At 71.0% G+C, this 20,652-nt stretch carries 14 protein-coding genes; 10 read left to right on the top strand and 4 right to left on the bottom strand.

The window, feature by feature from the left end; all coding sequences use genetic code 11:
- Positions 1-80 precede the first annotated feature (80 nt).
- The 3 genes from manA (at position 81) to OOZ19_RS27005 (ending at position 4,206) form a co-directional block, all read left to right on the top strand.
- Positions 81-1,319 carry a mannose-6-phosphate isomerase, class I gene (manA, locus tag OOZ19_RS26995; RefSeq protein ID WP_266092975.1) on the top strand — a complete coding sequence of 413 codons (1,239 nt, stop codon included), beginning with the start codon at positions 81-83 and terminating at the stop codon, positions 1,317-1,319.
- Positions 1,320-1,458: 139 nt separating this feature from the next.
- The gene (locus OOZ19_RS27000) at positions 1,459-2,412 is read left to right on the top strand and encodes a cation diffusion facilitator family transporter (RefSeq protein WP_266092976.1); all 954 of its coding nucleotides are present in this window, start codon (positions 1,459-1,461) and stop codon (positions 2,410-2,412) included.
- 279 nt (positions 2,413-2,691) lie between these two features.
- Positions 2,692-4,206, top strand: a complete 1,515-nt coding sequence (locus OOZ19_RS27005; protein ID WP_266092977.1) for an amino acid permease — start codon at positions 2,692-2,694, stop codon at positions 4,204-4,206.
- Between the two features lie 330 nt (positions 4,207-4,536).
- On the opposite strand, the gene OOZ19_RS27010 is transcribed toward OOZ19_RS27005, so the two are convergent.
- The 3 genes from OOZ19_RS27010 to OOZ19_RS27020 form a co-directional block, all read right to left on the bottom strand.
- Positions 4,537-7,224, bottom strand: a complete 2,688-nt coding sequence (locus OOZ19_RS27010) for a hypothetical protein (protein WP_266092978.1) — start codon at positions 7,222-7,224, stop codon at positions 4,537-4,539.
- Between the two features lie 369 nt (positions 7,225-7,593).
- On the bottom strand, positions 7,594-8,430 hold the full coding sequence (locus tag OOZ19_RS27015) for a hypothetical protein (RefSeq protein WP_266092979.1): 837 nt from the start codon (positions 8,428-8,430) through the stop codon (positions 7,594-7,596).
- 126 nt (positions 8,431-8,556) lie between these two features.
- Positions 8,557-9,231 (bottom strand): Crp/Fnr family transcriptional regulator, encoded by a 675-nt coding sequence (locus tag OOZ19_RS27020; protein WP_266092980.1) that lies wholly within the window; start codon positions 9,229-9,231, stop codon positions 8,557-8,559.
- Between the two features lie 101 nt (positions 9,232-9,332).
- On the opposite strand from OOZ19_RS27020, the gene OOZ19_RS27025 reads away from it, so the two are divergent.
- From OOZ19_RS27025 to secA, 7 genes are all read left to right on the top strand, one after another.
- Entirely contained in the window at positions 9,333-9,971 is a 639-nt protein-coding gene (locus OOZ19_RS27025; RefSeq protein ID WP_266092981.1) for a dTMP kinase, read from the top strand.
- Between the two features lie 175 nt (positions 9,972-10,146).
- Positions 10,147-10,824, top strand: coding sequence for an MtrAB system response regulator MtrA (gene mtrA / locus OOZ19_RS27030; protein WP_221315928.1), 678 nt, complete (start codon positions 10,147-10,149; stop codon positions 10,822-10,824).
- Positions 10,825-10,843: 19 nt separating this feature from the next.
- Complete coding sequence (gene mtrB / locus OOZ19_RS27035; RefSeq protein WP_266092982.1) at positions 10,844-12,709, top strand: MtrAB system histidine kinase MtrB; 1,866 nt, start codon at positions 10,844-10,846, stop codon at positions 12,707-12,709.
- The gene (locus tag OOZ19_RS27040; RefSeq protein WP_266092983.1) at positions 12,706-14,421 is read left to right on the top strand and encodes an LpqB family beta-propeller domain-containing protein; all 1,716 of its coding nucleotides are present in this window, start codon (positions 12,706-12,708) and stop codon (positions 14,419-14,421) included. The genes mtrB and OOZ19_RS27040 overlap by 4 nt, the downstream gene beginning before the upstream one ends.
- A 70-nt stretch (positions 14,422-14,491) precedes the next feature.
- Positions 14,492-15,307, top strand: coding sequence for a ComF family protein (locus OOZ19_RS27045; protein WP_266092984.1), 816 nt, complete (start codon positions 14,492-14,494; stop codon positions 15,305-15,307).
- A gap of 484 nt (positions 15,308-15,791) precedes the next feature.
- Positions 15,792-16,493 carry a ribosome hibernation-promoting factor, HPF/YfiA family gene (gene hpf / locus OOZ19_RS27050; RefSeq protein WP_266092985.1) on the top strand — a complete coding sequence of 234 codons (702 nt, stop codon included), beginning with the start codon at positions 15,792-15,794 and terminating at the stop codon, positions 16,491-16,493.
- A 214-nt stretch (positions 16,494-16,707) separates the two neighbouring features.
- Positions 16,708-19,632 carry a preprotein translocase subunit SecA gene (secA, locus tag OOZ19_RS27055; RefSeq protein WP_266092986.1) on the top strand — a complete coding sequence of 975 codons (2,925 nt, stop codon included), beginning with the start codon at positions 16,708-16,710 and terminating at the stop codon, positions 19,630-19,632.
- Positions 19,633-19,712: 80 nt separating this feature from the next.
- Here the strand turns inward: secA and OOZ19_RS27060 are convergent, their stop codons facing one another.
- Positions 19,713-20,153 (bottom strand): Rv3235 family protein, encoded by a 441-nt coding sequence (locus OOZ19_RS27060; RefSeq protein ID WP_266092987.1) that lies wholly within the window; start codon positions 20,151-20,153, stop codon positions 19,713-19,715.
- Between the last annotated feature and the right edge of the window lie 499 nt (positions 20,154-20,652).

Raw genomic sequence — 20,652 nt, forward strand, 5'->3', positions numbered from 1 at the left:
GTAGGCGTCGTGGCGTGCGCGGTGAGCCCGGCACGCCGCAGCGGTATGCCTGACCAGCGGTGAAGAGAGCGAGAAGGACTGTGGAGTTACTGCGGAACGCGGTGCGCCCCTACGCGTGGGGCTCGCGTACCGCTATCGCGGATCTGCTCGGCCGGCCGGTTCCCACTCCGCACCCCGAGGCCGAGCTGTGGATGGGCGCGCACCCCGGCGACCCGTCGAAGCTGGTGCGGCCGGACGGGTCCGAGGAGTCGCTGCTGCACCTGCTCGACGCCGACCCGGCGCACCACCTGGGTCCGGTGTGCACCGGGCGTTGGGGAAGCCGGTTGCCGTTCCTGCTCAAGGTGCTCGCCGCGAACGAGCCGCTGAGCCTGCAGGCGCACCCGTCGGCGGAGCAGGCCGCGGAAGGTTTCGCGCGGGAGGAACGCGCAGGCATCCCGCGCAACGCGCCGAACCGCAACTACCCGGACCCCACGGCGAAACCGGAGCTGGTCTGCGCGCTCACCGAGTTCCACGCGCTGGCCGGTTTCCGCGAGGCGCACCGCACGGTGCGGCTGTTGGGGGAGCTGGACGTGCCGAGCCTGCGTCCGCACACCGGGCTGCTGGCGGCCCAACCGGACGCGGACGGGCTGCGGGCGCTGTTCACCACCTGGATCACGCTGCCGCAGCACTACCTGCGCGACCTGCTGCCGGAGCTGCTGGACGCGTGCGTGCGGCACGTCCGCGAGCACGGCGAGTTCGCGCTGGAGTGCCGCACCGTGCTGGAGCTGGGGGAGGCCTACCCGAACGACGCGGGCGTGCTGGCGAGCCTGCTGCTGAACCGGCTGGTGCTGCAGCCGGGCGAGGCGATCTACCTGCCCGCGGGCAACCTGCACGCCTACCTGCAGGGCACCGGGGTGGAGATCCTCGCGAACTCCGACAACATCCTGCGCTGCGGGCTCACCCCGAAGCACGTGGACGTGCCCGAGCTGCTGCGGGTGCTGGACTTCACCTGCGCCGACATGCGGGTGCACAAGGGCGAGTCGCTGGACGGGAACCTCACCGTCTACCAGACGCCCGCGGAGGAGTTCCGGCTCTCCAGGGTGGACTGGTCGCCTGCGAACTCGACGGCGGTGCGGCTGGATTCGCACGGCCCGCAGATCCTGCTGTGCACCAAGGGCGGCGTGCGGTTGTCCACGGGCGGCCCCGGTGAGCAGCGGGTGGAGCTGGACGTGGTGAAGGGCCAGTCGGTGTGGCTGGCGGCCTCCGATCCGGCGGTGCTGGCCCACCCGGCGTGCCAGGACGGGACGGCGCAGCTGTTCCGCGCCGCCGCCGGGGCGTAGCCACCGCCCGACGAGCCGCTCGGATCGTGGCGATCGCGCCGCCGGTGGGCCGCGAGTTGTCCGGTATCGACCTGAGTCGGCCGATCATGCCGGTACATTCCCCGAGGACTTTTCGACCATCGGACTCGGGAGCGACATCGTGTCAGCAGGCGGCGGTACTAAGGCGATCCTGGCGGCTCTGGCCGCGAACGCGGGCATCGCGGTGGCCAAGTTCGGCGGGTTCCTGTTCACCGGGTCCTCGTCGATGCTCGCGGAGTCCGTGCACTCGGTCGCCGACACCTCCAACCAGGGGCTGCTGCTGCTCGGGCAGAAGACCTCGGTGCGCAAAGCCACCGAGGAGCACCCGTTCGGCTACGGGCGGGACCGCTACTTCTACTCGTTCGTCGTGGCGTTGATGCTGTTCAGCCTGGGGTCGGTGTTCGCGCTCTACGAGGGCATCCACAAGATCCAGCACCCCGAGGAGCTGACCTCGCCGATCGTGGCCGTGGTGATCCTGGTGGTCGCCATCGCGCTGGAGTCCTACAGCTTCGCCACCGCGATCAAGGAATCCCGCGCGATCAAGGGCGGGCTCGGCTGGTGGCAGTTCATCCGCCAGGCCAAGACGCCGGAACTGCCGGTGGTGCTGCTGGAGGACGCGGGTGCGCTGCTGGGCCTGGTGCTCGCGCTCGGCGGCGTCGGGCTGTCCGTGCTCACCGGTGACCCGGTGTTCGACGGCATCGGCACCGCGTGCATCGGCGTGCTGCTGGGCGTCATCGCGATCGTGCTCATCGTCGAGACGAAGAGCCTGCTCATCGGCGAGGGCGCGACCCGCTCGGTGCTCGACGACGTCGTGGGCGAGCTGCGTGGCGGCAAGGTGCAGAAGGTCATCCACATCCGGACCCAGTACCTCGGCCCGGACGAGCTGCTGATCGCGGCGAAGATCGGACTGGCCCCGTCGATCACCGTCGCCGAGGTGGCCGCGGAGATCGACGACGCGGAGGCCAGGGTCCGGGCGAAGGTCCCCGCGGCCCGGCTGATCTACCTCGAACCCGACCTTGACCGAGGTGTGGACCCGGCCGCGGAGAACACGTCCGCGGTCTCGGGACAGGACTGAATCTTCGGCGATTTATCCGCTCGTGCAGGCTTTCCCGATGATCTGGGGAAAACCGGGAAATTGTCTTGTTGGCGGGCCTCCTACCTGCGGCGACGCGCGATATGCGCACGGACAGTGATCGATCCGATGCATTCGGAGGATCACGATGTCCGCCGGGTGGACGGAGCGGTCACAGAGCATTAACGAATTGCTCCGGCCACACTGTTTTCCAGCGAATCCGGTGCAACACTCCCCCGCTAGGGTGCGTTCCACCATTCGGGTTGGAAGAGGAGGGCGACAGTGCCAGGGACCGGGCTGTGGCGAACAAAGTCGGTCGAGCAATCGATCAAAGATACCGATGAGCCGGACACGAAGCTCCGGAAGAACCTCGGTGCCTGGGACCTGATGGTCTTCGGCGTCTCGGTCGTCATCGGCGCAGGCATCTTCACGCTCGCCGCCTCCACGGCCGGCGACACGACGGGGCCGTCGGTGTCGTTGTCCTTCGTCATCGCGGCGATCGCCTGCGGCCTCGCCGCGGTCTGCTACGCGGAGTTCGCCTCGACCGTTCCGGTCGCGGGCAGCGCCTACACCTACTCGTACGCGACCTTCGGCGAGTTCATCGCCTGGATCATCGGCTGGGACCTGATCCTGGAGTTCGCGGTCGCGGCGGCTGCGGTGAGCAAGGGCTGGTCGAGCTACCTGCAGCAGGTGCTCGAGCTCGTCGGGATCAGCGGTGTGCCCACGAAGTTCGAACTCGGGCCGCTGCAGTTCGACTGGGGCGCCCTGCTGCTGATCGGCGCGCTGACCACCGTGCTCGCGGTCGGCACCAAGCTCTCGGCGCGGGTCAGCCTCGTCATCAGCGCCATCAAGGTCTTCGTGGTGCTGCTCGTCGTCGTGGTGGGCCTGTCCTACATCAACGCCGACAACTACAAGCCGTTCATCCCGCCGGCCGAGTCCGCTGCGGAGGACGCCTCCAAGCTCGACCAGTCGCTGCTGTCGCTGCTGCTGGGCGGCGAGACGAGCAGCTTCGGCGTGTTCGGCCTGCTCGCGGGCGCCTCGCTGGTGTTCTTCGCGTTCATCGGCTTCGACGTGGTCGCCACCACCGCCGAAGAGACCCGCAACCCGCAGCGCGACGCTCCGCGCGGCATCTTCGGCTCGCTGGCGATCGTCACCGTGCTGTACGTGGCCGTCGCCATCGTGGTGACCGGCATGGTCAACTACAAGCAGCTGGGCACCACGCCCGACGGTGAGAAGGCCACGCTGGCGACCGCGTTCCAGCTCAACGGCATCAGCTGGGCGGCCGGGGTCATCACGGTCGGCGCGCTGGCCGGGCTCACGACGGTCGTCATGGTCATGTTCCTCGGCCAGGTGCGCATCCTGTTCGCGATGTCCCGCGACGGCCTGCTGCCGCGCGGGCTCGCCAAGACGCACAGCGAGAACGGCACCCCGGTGCGCGCGACGCTGATCGTCGGCCTGGTCGTGGCGCTCGCCGCGGCGTTCTTCCCGGCGGACAAGCTGGAAGAGATGGTCAACGTGGGCACGCTGTTCGCGTTCATCCTGGTCTCCGCCGGTGTGATCATCCTGCGGCGTTCGCGGCCGGACCTGCCGCGCGGGTTCAAGGCGCCGTTGGTGCCGCTGATCCCGATCCTGGCGATCATCGCCTGCGTGTGGCTGATGCTGAACCTGACCGCGCTGACCTGGGTCCGGTTCATCGTGTGGATGATCGCGGGTGTGGTGGTGTACTTCCTCTACAGCCGCAAGCACTCCCGCCTCGGCGCGCAGCAGCGCGACGTGGCCTCCGGCGGTTCCGTCTAAGCGACCACACCAACGGCCCCGCTTCCCCTGCTCGGGGGAGCGGGGCCGTTCGCTTTGGGGCGGGGTGGCGGAACCTCACCTGTCTGCTCGCCCCGGGATCGATTTCGCGAAGGGCTCCGCCGCACGCGCAGTCGCTGTCCTCGCGAGGAGGCGGCTGAACCCGCGGCGGTGGCCGGTTGCTCGCGCGGTCGCTGCTCAGCGGCTTCGCCGCTGGCAGGCGGATCGAGGGCCGGGAACTCAGGGGGGAAGGCGCCCGGTGGTGCCGGGGTGACCGGGGCACGTTCGTTCGTGCGGTGGTCTCGTCGGTCGGGTGGGCGTGTTCCGGAGGTGTCAGCGGTCCGCGGCGCGCAGGGCGTTGCCGCGTTCCCACGGGGCGACCCGGCCTCGCGGGTCGGTGATCTCCGGTAGCGCCGAGCGGGACGGGGGGTCTTCGTCGGCTGCTCGGGCGGCGGTGGAGGCCGCGGCCTCGTCCGACTCGGCGGCCTCGTCCGGATCCCAGCCCAGCAGGTCCGTCACGGTCGCGTCCTCGCCCGGTGCCGGGTCGTCCGCCGGCGCCACGCACCCGGTGGACGCGGCGGCGCCGCGGCGGGCCTCGTCGGCCTCGCTCGCTCGGTGCGGCTCGCTCAGCGCGCCGAGCGGGTCGGCGGCCTGCGCCACCGCCGTCGCCGCGGGCGTGCGCAGCGGCAACGTGGCTCCCCGGACCGGGATCTCCAATCCGGCGGCCATCGCGACCGCCCGGTCCCACTCCGGGTCCCCGCTGTAGTCCGAATGCCCCAGCACGCCCGGAACCCAGCGGCGGAACGAGAACGGTCCGCGCTGCGGATCGGGCAGCCAGTGATCGCCACCTAGCACCAGCGCGCCCGTCGGGCCCCGCGTCGCGGGCGGCAGCGGGCCGTGCGAACCGTCCGGGCGCAGCCCGACGCCGATCAGCATCCCGTCGAAGACCTGCCGGTTCCACGTGGTCACCGCGCCACCGAGCGGGTCGGTGCCGCGGCACAACGACCGCCACCGCCCGCTGAGCGACCCGGCCAGATCGCGCAGCGACTCGTGCGGCACCACTCCGGGGAACGCCCGCGGATAGGCCCACTGCAACTGGGAACCCGCGGTGACCAGCCCGACCCGTTCCCGGTCGGCCTCCGGCAGCGACTCCAGCAGCCGCGCCGTGGCGACCGCGGCCAGCAGGCTGCCCTGGCTGTGCCCGACCAGCACCACTCGGGTGTCCGGCTCCGCCAAGTGCTCGGCGGCGCGGGCCGCCAGTTCCGGGACGACCTTCAGCGCGTAGCACGGCGGCACCACCGGGTGCGCCTCGCGCGGCCAGAACAACGTGAGGTCGCACAGGATCCCCAGGTAGCGCCCGGCGGTGCGCTCCTTCGCGGCCAGCTGCACCATCCGCAGCAGCCCCGCCGCGAGCAGGCCCAGGGCCAGCACGCCCAGCGTGCGCAGCCAGTCCGCCCACTCGGTGCGCGGGAAGTTCCACGCCCGCAGGCCCAGCGCCAACACGGTGCTGGCGGTGAGCACCGCCGCGACCAGCAGCAGCACGTGGTGCGAGTAGCGGCGCTGCACGTCGGCCATCCGCCAGGACCCGGCCGCGTTGCGCTGGTCCTGCTGCCTGCCCGCGTGCAGCAGCGCGACCTGAGCGGGCACGTCGTCGGTGCCGTGCGGGAACCAGCGCCTGATCAGCATCCAGCAGCCCAGACCGGCTCCGCCCACGGCCAGCAGCACGGCGGCGCTGCCCCAGAACAACGCCACGTCGTCGTAAGCGGCGGGCAGCCGCAGGAACTCCGGAGCGCCCAGCGCCTGGCGCAGGGTCAGCGCGAGGCCCGCGCCGAACCCGGCGCCCAGCATGCACGCCAACATCAGCACCGGTGCCGCCATCCAGCCGCCCGCCCACGGGCGCAGATCGCGGGGCACCGAGGACCAGCCGGGACGCGCCAGCAGCGCCGCCGGCACCAGCAGCACCGCCATGCCCACGCAGGTCAGCAGCAGGCCGACGGTGATCACGTCCACCGTCGAGCCGGAACCGGGCAGCGGACCGTTCAGCGATCCCGGCAGGATCGCCACCGAGAACAGCAGCACCCCCGCGGCGGCCACGACGCTCCGGCGCGCGGTGCGGCTCAGCAGCCCGCGCACCACCGCGGCGACCGGGCCCGAACCCATGCCGCTCGGGTCGTCGAGCAGCAGCGTGCCGCCGAGCGAGACCACCAGCAGCAGCTCGGCGAACAGCCAGCGCGGATCCGCGCTCGGCGTCAGCGGCCCGCCCAGCGCCAGCACCGAGATCACCGCCAGCGCCCCGACGACGTGCAGCGCGCGCAGCGCGGGGGTGTCCGGATCGGCGACGACGTTGGCGCCCGGCAGCACCGCGGCCCGCGCCGAGTGCCGGGAGTTGTCGCCGCGTCCCCCGAACGACTTCCACGCCCCGGACACCTTCCAGGACACGCTGGAGAGCCGGTGCATCAGCAAGACGATCAGACCGAGCAGCAGCATCGCGGGCACCGCTCGTACCGAGGGAACGGCGCGCAGCGACTCCGGCACGTAGGTCAGGCATTGCGCTCCGGGCCGCAGGCACTGCGCCGCGAGCAGATCCAGCAGCACCACCGCGAGCTGCGCGACGAACAGCATGGTCAGCAGCAGCGCGCTCACCCGCAGCAGCGCGCGCAGCACGTGCGACAGCGCCCCGCCGACGGCGCTTCCGGGCTTGGGCGGGGGCAGCATCCAGTGCGCGACGTTGCTCAGCGCGAACGGGAACATCAGCGCCCAGCTGGCCTTCGCCCAGCCGCCGGAGGTCATCCCGCCCCAGACGTAGCCTTCGACGATCCGGGGCACCGTGCGGTCGCCGGCGGTGAGCATCGGACCGGGCACCGGGCGGCGCAGCCGATCCGCGGGCCGGACGATGCGCCCCACCCCGTCACCCGCGACGTCGACCGAGGCCACCGAGTCGGTCAGCGCATCCCCGGTGGTCCCGAGGATGCCGTGCACCCGCAGCTCGACCACGCGGGTGTCGGGCCCCGGTATCTGCACTTGTGCCTCCTGGCCATCGGATCGGTGATGATCACTTGGCAGTGATTGTCCACCGCAGATCGACTCGTGGCGAGCCCTCCGACACCCGATTGTGACGGCCCTCGCCCCTGCCTGTCCCCGGTTCGCCAGGAGTGGCGCGGAGATCCAGGTCAGGGGCGTGCACCGCGCGTCGCGCGGGTCCGGGCGGCAGCACCGTCCGGGTGATCCCAGGCGTGTCGCGGCCGGTACCGGCCGCGGGGCGGCCGGGTTCGCCTACCCCCAGGAAGGCGAACGTGGGCCGCCGGTCCGAGGAACCGTCCCCTCCGCGGTTCCTCGGACCCGGCCCTGCGCCCCGTCGCGCAGGGCCGCGCGCCGCTCCCGCACGTTCGCTCAGTTCTGCCCGTTGAAGCCGATGTCCCGCGCCTGTCCGACCTGGAGCACGGAACCGCCGGTGGAGCCGGAGAACTCGTTGTGCACCGTGTTGTTCACCGTGTTGGTGATCGGCTGCGGCGGATGTGCCTGTTCCGGTGCGCCCTGCTGGTCCTTCTGGAGCTGCGCGGCGTCGACCGGTGCGGCGTCGACCCCGTCGAGCGAGTCCGGGTTCACCGAGGCGGTGGGCGTGTAGAGGTAGCCGACGTCTTCGTAGCTCTTGACCTTGACGGCGCGTTCGGCGAAGCGGGCCGGGCGGAGTTTCACGTAGGCGCCGCGGATGACGTCGGTGAACACCCGCTGCGACAGGATCGCGGCGAGGAAGGTCGAGTCCGGGTCGGATTCCTCGAGGATCTTGCGGACGGGTGCGGAGTCGAGCAGGCGGTGGGTCTCGTTCATCGCGGTGGACAGTCCGCTGTCGGGGATGGGGCCGAGGTGGATGCTGGCGCGCAGCCGCAGGCGCAGGGCGCGGTCGCGGGCGCGCACGACCTCGTCGTGGTCTTGGAGCACCTCGTCGAGTTCGGTGAGGAACGGGTCGACGAGGAAGGGCACGTCGGTGGCGTCGACGCCGAAGTAGTAGCCGTCGCCGGTGGAGGTGCCGAACACCCGGTTCTCCCACAGGCGCGACAGCCCGGCCTGGTCGAGGGCCTGCGCCAGCAGGTCCGGGATGTCCCGGCTGAGCTGTTGCTGGTGCGCGCTGGGGCTGTTGCTGAAGTCCTTGGTGTCCACGGCGAACACCGCGCGGTACGGCGGCAGCTGCTTGGTGCGTCGCACGTGGGGGCTGGTACCGGTCGACATGGTGTTTCCTTCCTGCCTCGGCCGAGCGCTGCGCCGGATCGGCGCCGCCCGGCTCGTCGAGATCCAGCATCGAGCGGGTGTGCTGGGGGGGTGTCCGATTTCGGACACCCCCGACTATGAAGTGGATCACACGTGGTCAGGTGGGCTGATCTCGGCCCGCAACGCGTCGATCTTGAGCACCTGCACTCCCTGCGGCTCGGTGCGCAGCAACCCCAGGGCGCGGAAGTCGGACAGGCTCGCCGCCACCGACGTCCGCGACATCCCCAGCAGATCGGCCAGTTCGCGCTGGGACAGCTGCACGAACCAGTCCACCTCGTCGGCCGCGGCGAGCCGGCACAGCAGCCACGCCACCTTCGACTTCACCGACAACCCGGCCAGCTCGGCGACCATGGTGCTGTTGGACCGCAACTTCGCGCTCACGTAGCGGGTGAGCTGCCGTTCGAGCCTGCGGCGGCGGATGAAGGCGGCGAACTCGGTGCCGCGCAGCAGCTGCACCGCGCACTTCGACAGGGCGTAGGCGCTGGCCGACCGGGGCTGCTGGTCCAGATCCGCCTGCTCGCCGATCACGTCGCCCGCCCAGCGCACCGCGAGCAGCGCCCGTCCCTGATCGAGCCGCGCGCCGACGATCTGGCAGGCGCCGGACAGCAGCACGAGCACGTGATCGCCGTCGTCGCCCTCCTTGAGCAGCACGTCGCCCGGTTCGTACCGGACCGGAGCGCCGACGCGCAGCAGGTCGCGCCACTCGTCCGCGGCGAGGTGATCGCGGAACGTGCGGTAGCCGTCGAGCGGGGTGGGCGCCACGGGTGTCGAGTTTTGCCGCATCGCACCCGGATGTGAACCGTTTTCGCGCCACGTCAACCCTATCGGCGGTCTGCGCGCGGTCGCTGCGTATCGTCCTCGGCGTGGGGCGGCTGATCGTGATCGAAGGACTGGACGGCGCGGGCAAGCGCACGCTCGCCGCAGGGCTCACCGAGCGGCTTCGCCAGGGCGGCAGCACCGTCGCGCACGCCGCGTTCCCGCGGTATTCCGCGGACGTGCACGCCGAACTCGTCGCCGAAGCGCTGCACGGCGGCCACGGCGACCTCGGCGAGTCCGTGCACGGCATGGCCGTGCTCTACGCGCTGGACCGGCGGGACGCGGCCGAGGAGCTGCGCGCGGACCTCGCCGCGCACGACGTGGTGCTGCTGGACCGCTACGTCGCCTCCAACGCCGCCTACGGCGCCGCCCGGCTGCACCAGGACGCCGACGGGGAGTTCGTGCGGTGGGTGCGGGAACTCGAGGTCGAGAGGTTCGCCGTGCCGCGGCCCGATCTGCAGCTGCTGCTGCGGGTCCCGGCCGACGTGGCGGCCTCCCGCGCCGAGCACCGGGAGCGCACCGAGACCCGGCGCCGCGACAACTTCGAATCCGACTCCTCGCTGCAGCGGCGCTGCGGCGCGGTGTACGCGCAGCTCGCCGAGATCGGCTGGTGGTCGCCGTGGCGGGTGATCGACGGCGCCGAGCGCCTGGACTACGCCGAGCTGGCGGCCGAGATCACCGGCTGAAGCGCCCGGACGCCCTCGGTGATCGCGGGCGGTGCGCGCGCCGCGGCTGGTCCACGCCTTGAGTACCCCGTTCGGCGGTACAAGTCCCTCCGCGTTCGGTGCAGGCATGACGACCTGCGGTGACGATCGGCGGGTGCTGTCCGGCCCAGGAGTGAGAAGTGCAACCATGTGGGGCATGAAGGCGCGCGTGCTCGTGGTGGACGACGATCCGGCCCTGGCCGAAATGCTGACCATCGTCCTGCGGGGCGAAGGGTTCGAAACCGCTGTGGTCAGCGACGGAACCAAGGCGATGCCCGCACTGCGCGAACTGAAACCCGACGTGGTGCTGCTCGACCTCATGCTGCCCGGCATGAACGGCATCGACGTGTGCAAGGCGATCCGCACCGAGTCCGTGGTGCCGATCGTGATGCTCACCGCCAAGAGCGACACCGTCGACGTGGTGCTCGGCCTCGAATCCGGCGCCGACGACTACGTCGTCAAACCCTTCAAGCCGAAGGAACTCGTCGCCCGCCTGCGCGCCCGTCTGCGCCGCACCGACGCCGAACCCGCCGAGGTGCTCGCCATCGGCGACCTCAGCATCGACGTCCCCGGCCACGAGGTGACCCGCGAGGGCGTGCCGATAGCGCTCACCCCGCTGGAGTTCGACCTGCTGGTCGCGCTGGCCCGCAAGCCGCGCCAGGTGTTCACCCGCGAAGTCCTGCTGGAGCAGGTCTGGGGCTACCGGCACGCCGCCGACACCCGGCTGGTCAACGTCCACGTGCAGCGGCTGCGGTCCAAGGTGGAGCGCGACCCGGAACGCCCCGAGGTGGTGCTGACGGTCCGCGGTGTCGGGTACAAGGCGGGCCCGCCGTGATCCCTCGGCTCAGGTCGCGTTGAGCGGGTGGGCGAGCCGGGGCAGGGTGCTGCGCCGGTGGGGGACGCGCGCCCGCGATGAGCTCAGGGAACGCTGGCAGCGCTTCGAACGCGTGTGGCGGCGCTCCATGCAGTTGCGCGTGGTGGTCAGCACGCTCGCGCTGTCCTCGGTGGTCATCTGCGTGCTGGGCATGGTGCTGCAGACGCAGATCACCTACCAGCTGATGACCGCGAAGGAACGCGCCGCGATCATGCAGGTGCAGTCGAGCCTGCCGGTGCTGGAGCGGGAGCTGACCGCCGTCGACCCGAACTCCGACGACGTCTCCCAGCAGCTCGAACAGGCCCTCAACCGCCTCACCACGCCCAATTCGAGCGGTTCCACGCAGCAACCGGCCGCGGGCGCCTTCGAACCCGTGCTGGTGGACGGCGCGGGCGCCGGGTCCGAGCCGCATCCCTTCGCCGGCCCCCTGCGCGACGTGCCGGACGGACTGCGCAGGTTCGTCGAACAAGGCCAGCTGGCGAAGCAGATCACCACGGTGCCGCGCGGGACTGAACCGGTCACGATGCTGGTCGTCGGCACCCCCGTCGACAGCTCCACCCGCTCGCTGCAGGCGTACCTGCTGTTCCCGCTGACCTCGGAGAAGAGCACGCTCGGCTTCGTGCAGAGCACGCTGCTGGTCGGCGGGCTGGTGCTGGTGGTCCTGCTCGGCGCCATCACGAACCTCGTCACCCGCCAGGTGGTGCGCCCCGTGCGGCAGGCCGCGCAGAACGCCGCGCGCCTCGCCGACGGCGACCTGGACCAGCGGATGCGGGTCATCGGCGAGGACGACGTGGCCCGGCTGGCCGAGTCGTTCAACGAGATGGCCGACAGCCTCAAGCAGCAGATCAAGCAGCTGGAGGAGTTCGGCCAGCTGCAACGCCGCTTCACCTCCGACGTATCGCACGAGCTGCGCACCCCGCTGACCACGGTCCGGATGGCCGCCGACGTGCTGCACGCCTCCCGCGAGCAGTTCCCGCCCGGCTTGGCCCGCTCCACCGAGCTGCTCGTCGACGAACTGGACAGGTTCGAGGCGCTGCTGGCGGACCTGCTGGAGATCTCCCGGCTCGACGCGGGCGTCGCCGAACTCGCCGCCGAACCGCTGGACCTGCCCGCGATCGTGCAGCGCGCCGTGGACTCGGTGCGCGGCATCGCCGAGACCAGCAAGGTCCCGCTGCGCGTCGAGGTGGCGGGCGACGACCTCGACCTGGTCGGCGACGCCCGCCGCGTCGAACGCATCGTGCGCAACCTGATCGCCAACGCCATCGACCACGCCGAAGGCGGGCCGGTGGAGATCAGGTTCGGCGCCGACGACCGCGCCGTCGCCGTCAGCGTCCGCGACTACGGCGTCGGGCTCCGCCCGGGCGAAGCGGAACTGGTGTTCACCCGGTTCTGGCGCGCCGACCCGTCCCGCAACCGCCGCACCGGCGGCACCGGACTCGGCCTGTCGATCAGCTCCGAGGACGCGCGGCTGCACGGCGGGCTGCTCGACGCGTGGGGCGAACCGGGCTCGGGATCGTGCTTCCGGCTGACGTTGCCGCGCACGCCCGGGCAGGACTTCACCGACAGCCCGCTGGCGCTGCCCGTCGGACGGCGCATCGCCGCCCCGGGAGCGCTGCTGGCCCGCACCCTCGACGCGCAGGCCGAAGGCGAGCGGGAGGGCGCGGTCCGGGACACCGGCCCCGCACGGCTCTCCGAACCCTCCCCGCACGACTCCGCCGGGCTCGACCAGGAACGGCCGGAGCACCCGCCGAGCGAGGACCAGGCGAGGGTCGATCAGACGAAGGCCGACCACGCCAGGACCGGTCGCGCCATCCCCGTCGAACGAGGCTGGGAGGACCTGCGATGACGCGTCGCCGGCTGGCCGTGCTGGTGTTGGCCCTGCTCCCGCTGGGCGCCTGCGCCTCCATCCCGGAGCGGTCCGATCCGATGGCGGTGCAGCCCGTCGTGGAGGGCAACGCGCCCGGAGCCACGATGCCGGAACCGCCGCGCGGCGTGAACTCCTTCGACCTCGTGCGCAGCTTCGCCGACACCGGCTCCACCCCGGAGAGCGGTTTCGCGGCGGCCAAGGAGTACCTGACCGACGACGCCGAGCGGCGGTGGGAACCGGACAACTCGGTGCTCATCGTCGACAACATCGACACCATCCCGGTGCCGCCGCCGCCGAACCAGCCGGAGAACGTGCAGCTCGTCAGCCTGCAGGCGGACCGGGTCGGGCGGCTGCGGCCGGACGCCTCGTTCGTCCCCGAGACCGGCCCCTACGAGGTGCAGGTCCGGGTGGAGCGGAACCGGGAAGGGCAGTGGCGGATCGCCTCGCCGCCCGAGGACATGGTGATCAGCAGGGCCTCCTTCAAGGACGGCTTCATGGCGGTGCCGATCTACTTCGCGGACCACGACGGCGGGGGTGTGGTGCCCGATCTGCGCTGGGTCGGATCCCAGCCCGAGGTCACGCTGCCGCAGCGCGTGATCGAACTGCTCATCGCGGGCCCCTCCGAGGGCTTCAAGGACGCGATGGCCAGCCAGCTCCCGCGTGGGGCCAGCACGAAGACCAACGTCAGCGAGGACGATGACGGCGCGCTGGTGGTCAACCTCAGCGGCCTCGGCGAACCCGACCTCGAATCGCGGCAGATGCTCGCCGCGCAGGTCGTGCTGTCGCTGCAGAACGTCAGCAAGGCCCGGGTCCGGTTGCAGGAGGAAGGCGTCGCGCTGCTGCCCGGCAAGCGGGACCTGCAGCCGGCGGACGTCGAGTCCTACGAGAGCGACAACGCGGTGAGCCCCGGTCTGCCCGGTCTCGCCGTGATCGGGGAACGGCTGCACGTGCTCGACGAGAACGTCCGCCCCATCCCCGGACCCGCCGGATCCGGCGCGCTGGAAGTGGTGCAGGCCGCCCAGTCCGGAGACGGTTCGCGGCTCGCCGCAGTGGCCCGCAAACCCTCCGGGATGGTGGGGCTGCGGGTCGGCCCGTACGGCGAGGACATGTCCGAGCTGCAGCCCACCGGCAGCTTCATGAGCAGGCCCACCTGGCGGGGCGACTCCGAGGTGTGGGCGGTCGTCAACGGCCGCGACGTGTTCCGCGCGGTCGACGAAGGCGGGTCGTGGGGCGTCCGGCCGGTCGATGTGGGCGAGTTCTCCGGAGGCAGGCAGCTCACCCAGCTGCGCCTGTCGCACGACGGCACCCGCGCGGCGGGCGTGGTCGACGGGCGCATCGTCGTCGGGGCGGTCGTGGACGAGGACGGGCGCGTCGCGCTGCGGCACCCGGTGACGCTGGGCGCGGACCGGGATTTCCGCGTGACGGGCGTGGACTGGCTCACGGACAAGTCCCTGGTGGCGGCCACCGACGGTTCCTCACCGGTCATGGAGGTCACCGTGGACGGCTTCGACTGGACCGAGTACGCCTCGGCGAACCTGACGCAGCCGATCAACGCCGTGACCGTCGGGCCGGGCAAGCGCGTCGTCGTGGCCGACCAGCGCTGGCTCTGGGAGGCGACCGCCTCGAACGCGGTGTGGAGCGTGCTGCCGGGCGAGATCGAGGGGAACTCGCTCCCGTTCTTCCCCGGCTGATCCGGGTTCGCCGCACGCGGTCCGACGCGCCGCGGTGAGTCGGACGGCGACATCGCGCACCCTGCACGGCATGAGCGGATCTCGGGAAGGGGCCGGCGAGCCCGTCGCCGCGCGGGCGCCCGGTCGGTGGCGCCGAACCGGTGACGGGCTCGCCGCCGCCGCGTCCGGGCTGATCGACCTGATGCTGCCGCTGCGCTGCGCGGGCTGCGCCCGACCTGGAACCGCGTGGTGCGGCGGGTGCGCCCGGGAACTCGGCGGGCTGCGCAAAGTGGTCCGCGCGCTGCCGGTGCCGTCGGGCTCGGCCGCCGTGCCGCCCGTGTTCGCCCTGGGCCGATATCGCGGTGCGGCGCGGCGAGCCGTCGTCTCCTACAAGGCGGCCGGCCGCCGGGACCTCGCCGATCCGTTCGGCGTCGCGATCGCGGACGGCTTGGCGGGGCTTCTCCAATGGGGCCCGAGCTCCTCCGGAAGGGCGGCGTTCGGGGCGGAGACCGTGCCTGACCTCGACCCGGCCGGGACGTGGCACTTGGTGCCCGCTCCGTCGAGGGCGATCACCTCGCGGCGGCGCGGCGGGGCGCACATGACGCGGGTCGCGGGTCGCGCCGCGGCCGTGCTCGCGGAGCGCGGCCGGGCCGCAGTGGTCGCCGACTGCCTGGTGTCCGGAGCCGGTGCTCGCGACTCGGTGGGGCTCGACCCGGCGGAACGGCTGCGCAACCTGGCCGGGCGGGTGTCGGTGCTGCCGCGGCGGGCGCCGCCGGCCGGCGCGCCGGTGCTGCTGATCGACGACGTGCTCACCACCGGCGCCACCGCCATGAGCTCGGCGCACGTCCTGGCGCGGCACGGCGTGCCGGTCACCGCGGTGCTGGTGCTGACCGCGACCTCGGGTTGACACGATCGTGCGTTGTCCGGCGGCCCGACATCTGAGGAACTCAGCACCGCCCTTCGTTCGTTCAGGGGGTATGAGCAGTCGACGGCACTCGCGCCCGGGCGCTCCGACCTGCGGGGGAGCTCCAGGCGCCCGCAGGGAGCCCCAAATTGGGCGGTGTCGCTCAGTGACCGCAACTCGATCACATTTAGCCCGAAAGAGTGAGGCGAGTGGTGTGGGACACGCCGTGGAAACCCCCGTCGCGAGCCTCGCGCGTCGCCCGCTCAGCCCTGTACATCACGCTCAGTGGCGGCTTGACGTCGCCCATCTCGGGGGCTGTTTCCCGTTGGCGAAGTTAGCTAACGTGCCTGCATTCAGTCGTACCCGCGCTTTGGGAAGGAGTGAGGAACCCATGTCCCTGGCGCCGGAAGCGAACTGAGATCGGTCGCGGTTCCGGCGCCGCCGTGCGGACACGTCACGGGATGTACGCAAGGAACGGAGGTCGTGAATGGACATCGTCGTCAAGGGTCGCAACGTTGAGGTTCCCGAGCACTACCGGGAGCACATCGCCGACAAGCTGACCCGGCTGGAGCGCTACGACAGAAAGACCATTCGGGCGGACGTGGAGCTGTTCCACGAACGCAATCCGCGACAGGCGAAGAGCTGCCAACGCGTGGAGATCACCCTGAAGAGCCGCGGGCCCGCCGTCCGAGCGGAAGCCGCCGCAGGGGACTTCTACGCCGCGCTCGACTCGGCGACGAGCAAGCTGGAGAACCGCCTCCGCCGCATGCACGACCGCAGAAAAGTGCACTACGGGCGGCACAAGTCCACCTCCGTCGCGGAAGCGACCTCCGCGAACACCACGCAGACCGTCGCGGCCGGTGGTTCCACCGCGGTCGGGCTCCTCGAAGCCCCCGCCGAGGAAGTGGCTGAAGACGCCGACATGACCACCGGCGAGACCGCGATGCCCGGCTCGGACCGGGAGGTCCCCGTGCCCCGCGGCAACGCGGACGGGGACGGCTACGAACCAGGTCGGATCGTCCGCGAGAAGGAGCACGCCGCCACGCCCATGACCGTCGACCAAGCCCTCTACGAGATGGAACTGGTCGGCCACGACTTCTACCTGTTCTCCGACGCGGACACCGGACGCGCGAGCGTGGTGTACCGGCGCAGAGGATTCGACTACGGGGTGATCCGGCTGGCCGCCTGACCGGACGATCAACCGGGCGTCCGGCGAGTCTGCGCCAGCGCCCGACCCCACCGACCGTCCCCCGCGTACCGTGTGCGCGGGGGACGGTCGCCGTCCGGGGCCCGGTGCCGACCGACGCTCCGCCGGAACCGCCACCCAGGCAACCCGGCTCTAATACGATGACCACAAGGCGTCCGTGACGGGCGCATCACGATCAGCTAGTGAGGTCGACCGGATGGTCCTGTCCCGACTGCTCCGCGCCGGCGAGGGCAAGACGCTCAAGCGCCTGCGCGCCATCGCGGCGCACATCAACGAGCTCGAAGACGAAGCGGTCGCGCTCTCCGACGCCGAACTGCGGGCCAAGACCGACGAGTTCAAGCGCCGCCACAGCGACGGCGAATCGCTGGACGAACTGCTGCCCGAGGCGTTCTCCGTCGCCCGGGAGGGCGCGCACCGCACGCTCGGACAGCGGCACTACGACGTGCAGCTCATGGGTGGTGCGGCACTGCACCTCGGCCAGATCGCCGAGATGCGCACCGGTGAGGGCAAGACCCTGACCTGCGTGCTGCCCGCGTACCTCAACGCCATCGCGGGCAAGGGCGTCCACGTGGTCACGGTCAACGACTACCTGGCCAAACGTGACTCCGACTGGATGGGCCGGGTGCACCGCTTCCTGGGCCTGGAAGTCGGCGCGATCACCGCCGACATGACCCCGGAGCAGCGCCGCGGCGCCTACGAAGCCGACATCACCTACGGCACGAACAACGAGTTCGGCTTCGACTACCTGCGCGACAACATGGCGTGGAGCCTGGCCGACTGCGTGCAGCGCGGGCACTTCTTCTCCATCGTCGACGAGGTCGACTCGATCCTGATCGACGAGGCCCGCACCCCGCTGATCATCTCCGGTCCGGCCGACCAGTCCTCGCGCTGGTACCAGGAGTTCGCCCGCCTCGCGCCGATGCTCCGCAAGGACGCCCACTACGAGGTCGACGAGCGCAAGCGCACCGTCGGCGTCACCGAGGACGGCGTCACGATCATCGAGGACCAGCTGGGCATCGAGAACCTCTACGAGGCCGCGAACACCCCGCTGGTCGGCTACCTGAACAACGCGCTCAAGGCCAAGGAACTCTACAAGCGCGACAAGGACTACATCGTCCGCGACGGTGAGGTCACCATCGTCGACGAGTTCACCGGCCGCATCCTGCACGGCCGCCGCTACAACGAGGGCATGCACCAGGCGATCGAGGCCAAGGAAGGCGTCGAGATCAAGGCCGAGAACCAGACGCTGGCCACGATCACGCTGCAGAACTACTTCCGCCTCTACGAGAAGCTCGCCGGCATGACCGGTACGGCCCAGACCGAGGCCGCCGAGTTCCAGGGCACCTACAAGCTCGGCGTCGTCAGCATCCCGACGAACGAGCCGATGGCCCGCAAGGACCAGCCCGACCTGGTCTACAAGAGCGAGGCCGCGAAGTTCGAGGCCGTCGCCGAGGACATCGAGGAGAAGCACCGCGCCGGTCAGCCGGTGCTGGTCGGTACGACCAGCGTGGAGCGCTCCGAGTACCTGGCGAAGCTGCTGACGAAGAAGGGCGTGCCGCACAGCGTCCTCAACGCCAAGCACCACGAGTCGGAGGCCGGGATCATCGCCGAGGCCGGGCGCAAGGGCTCGGTCACGGTCGCCACGAACATGGCCGGTCGTGGTACCGACATCGTGCTCGGCGGCAACGTCGACCACATCGCCGACGCCGAGCTGCGGCGCCGCGGCCTGGACCCCGTGCAGCACCGCGAGCAGTACGAGGCGGAGTGGCCGGGCGTCGTGGACAAGGTCAAGACCCAGGTCAAGGCGGAGGCCGAGAGCGTTCGCGAGGCCGGCGGCCTGTACGTCCTCGGTACCGAGCGGCACGAGTCGCGCCGCATCGACAACCAGCTGCGCGGCCGGTCCGGGCGTCAGGGCGACCCCGGCGAGTCCCGCTTCTACCTGTCGCTGGGCGACGAGCTGATGCGCCGGTTCAACGCCGCGATGGTCGAGACGGTCATGACCCGGCTGAAGGTGCCCGACGACGTGCCGATCGAGAACGGCATGGTCACCAAGGCGATCCGCAGCGCTCAGACCCAGGTCGAGCAGCAGAACATGGAGATCCGCAAGAACGTCCTCAAGTACGACGAGGTCATGAACCAGCAGCGTTCGGTGATCTACACCGAACGCCGCCGGGTCCTGGAGGGTGAGGACCTGCGCGAGCAGGTCCGGCACATGATCAAGGACGTGACCGCCGCGTACGTCAACGGCGCCACCTCCGAGGGCTACGCCGAGGACTGGGACTTCGAGAAGCTCTGGACGGCCCTGAAGGGCCTCTACCCGGTTCAGCTGGACTGGGAGGAGCTGGTCGAGGCCGAGGACGACGTGAGCAAGGAGAGCCTCCAGGAGGCCGTGCTCCACGACGGCTGGGACGCCTACGACCGGCGCGAGGCCGAGGTCGACGGCAAGGTCGGCGCGGGTGCCATGCGCGAGCTGGAGCGCCGGGTGGTGCTCAGCGTGCTCGACCGCAAGTGGCGCGAGCACCTCTACGAGATGGACTACCTGAAGGAAGGCATCGGCCTGCGTGCGATGGCGCAGCGCGACCCGCTGGTGGAGTACCGGCGGGAAGGCTTCGACATGTTCCACGCGATGCTCGAGGCGTTGAAGGAAGAGTCGATCAGCTTCCTGTTCAACGTCCAGGTGGAGGCGGCCGAGCCGGAGCCCGCTCCGGAGCAGCCGTCGGTGCCGGTGTCGGTGAGCCGTTCCGACGGCTCGGACTTCCCCACGGACGTGCATCCCGCCGTGCCGCGTTCGGCCGCCCAGCAGCGCCAGCAGGGCGGCGCGGCCGGGCAGGCGTCCTCGGGTGCGGAGGCGCAGCCGCGTTCCAAGCGTTCCCGCGCCTCCGCCGGTCCGGCGATGAGCCAGCTCGGCGGCGGCACGGTCGGTGGCGACGGCGCTCCGCCGGCGTTCGGCGGTCAGGGCTTCACCCCGCCGCAGCGCCCGCGGCTGAACTACTCCGGCCCCACCGAGTCCGGTGAGGTGCAGACCAGCACCGAGGACAACGGTGGCGACGACAACGGCGGCACCCGGCGGCAGCGCCGGGCCGCCGCGCGGGAAGAGGCCAAGAAGCACAAGCGGCACTGAGGCCCTGCCCGTCGCGTTCCCCCATCGCCCCGCACTCCACGAGGAGTGCGGGGCGATGTCGTGTTCGGGCGCAGGACCGCTCAGACGACGGACAGGAAGGTGCACGACCAGCCTCCGCCGCTGCGTTCCCAGCGCAGTACGAGCGCGCGGGTTCGGATCCGGGAGGCGATCACCGCGCATCCCTCGACCAGATCCGGGCTGATCGCGCACGCGTGCATCGACAGCAGCCGTTGCTGCGGCTCGTGCAGCAGCCGCCGCACGGAGCCGGACTTGAGCAGGCCGTGCACGCTCGGCGACACCCGGGATTTGATCTGACCCAGCGGGCGGCGTCCGAGCAGGACGTCGATGACGGGTGCGCCGAGCGTCCCGGCAAGCGCGCACGAGGTTCGGTCCGCGGGGGAAGCGGAAGAGTTCGCGAGTTCGGTGCGCGAGGTCGGCGCGACCGCCCGGTCGTCGGGCACGAAGTAGGGATCGGTGGCGGCGGGCAGCAGGATCGGATGCGGGGCGGTCGGCGCGGTCATGGCTCCTCCTGAACGGGGCGCTGCGGATCGACCGGGTGGGCCGGTCTCGTATGAATGAGGGCTCCGAACGCCGGATGCGGTCACTTCGCGCTCAGATCGCCCCGAAGGTGTGAGCGCCGACGGAACGGGGGACACCTGCCGTTCACCCGCCATGACCTGCGATTTCGCTATTAGAGGGGGGTGGTGTTCAAGGCCCTGTGAGGGTCCTGTAGATTTCTTTCTGCCAGCACGGAACGGGCCGAAAACGAATCGGACCGGGTGCGGCGGGGTCGAACCGAGCTTCCGGGTAGTACTGGTAGAGCGGGTCGCTCGAATGCAAAACTCTAAATGTAGGTCGGTTTTTGACTGGTTGGGGTGTGGGTGACCGTGAGGTTGGCCCCCCCCTGGAGCGGTCGAAATTCGGTTCTGTTAGGGTTTGGATCGACAAACTCTAAAAGAGCCGGGGTGCTGGCTGTTCCGGGGTGCGGGTGACCGCGAGGTTGACCCCCCTGAAACGGCC

The organism is Saccharopolyspora sp. NFXS83, assembly GCF_026241095.1.
Classification (GTDB): domain Bacteria; phylum Actinomycetota; class Actinomycetes; order Mycobacteriales; family Pseudonocardiaceae; genus Saccharopolyspora_C.

Coding starts and splice junctions, on each gene's coding strand:
- OOZ19_RS27015 (WP_266092979.1), bottom strand. CDS start 8,430: ATGTCGACCGGTACCAGCCCCCACGTGCGACGCACCAAGCAGCTGCCG.
- mtrA (WP_221315928.1), top strand. CDS start 10,147: ATGAAGGCGCGCGTGCTCGTGGTGGACGACGATCCGGCCCTGGCCGAA.
- OOZ19_RS27040 (WP_266092983.1), top strand. CDS start 12,706: ATGACGCGTCGCCGGCTGGCCGTGCTGGTGTTGGCCCTGCTCCCGCTG.
- OOZ19_RS27045 (WP_266092984.1), top strand. CDS start 14,492: ATGAGCGGATCTCGGGAAGGGGCCGGCGAGCCCGTCGCCGCGCGGGCG.
- hpf (WP_266092985.1), top strand. CDS start 15,792: ATGGACATCGTCGTCAAGGGTCGCAACGTTGAGGTTCCCGAGCACTAC.
- secA (WP_266092986.1), top strand. CDS start 16,708: ATGGTCCTGTCCCGACTGCTCCGCGCCGGCGAGGGCAAGACGCTCAAG.
- OOZ19_RS27060 (WP_266092987.1), bottom strand. CDS start 20,153: ATGACCGCGCCGACCGCCCCGCATCCGATCCTGCTGCCCGCCGCCACC.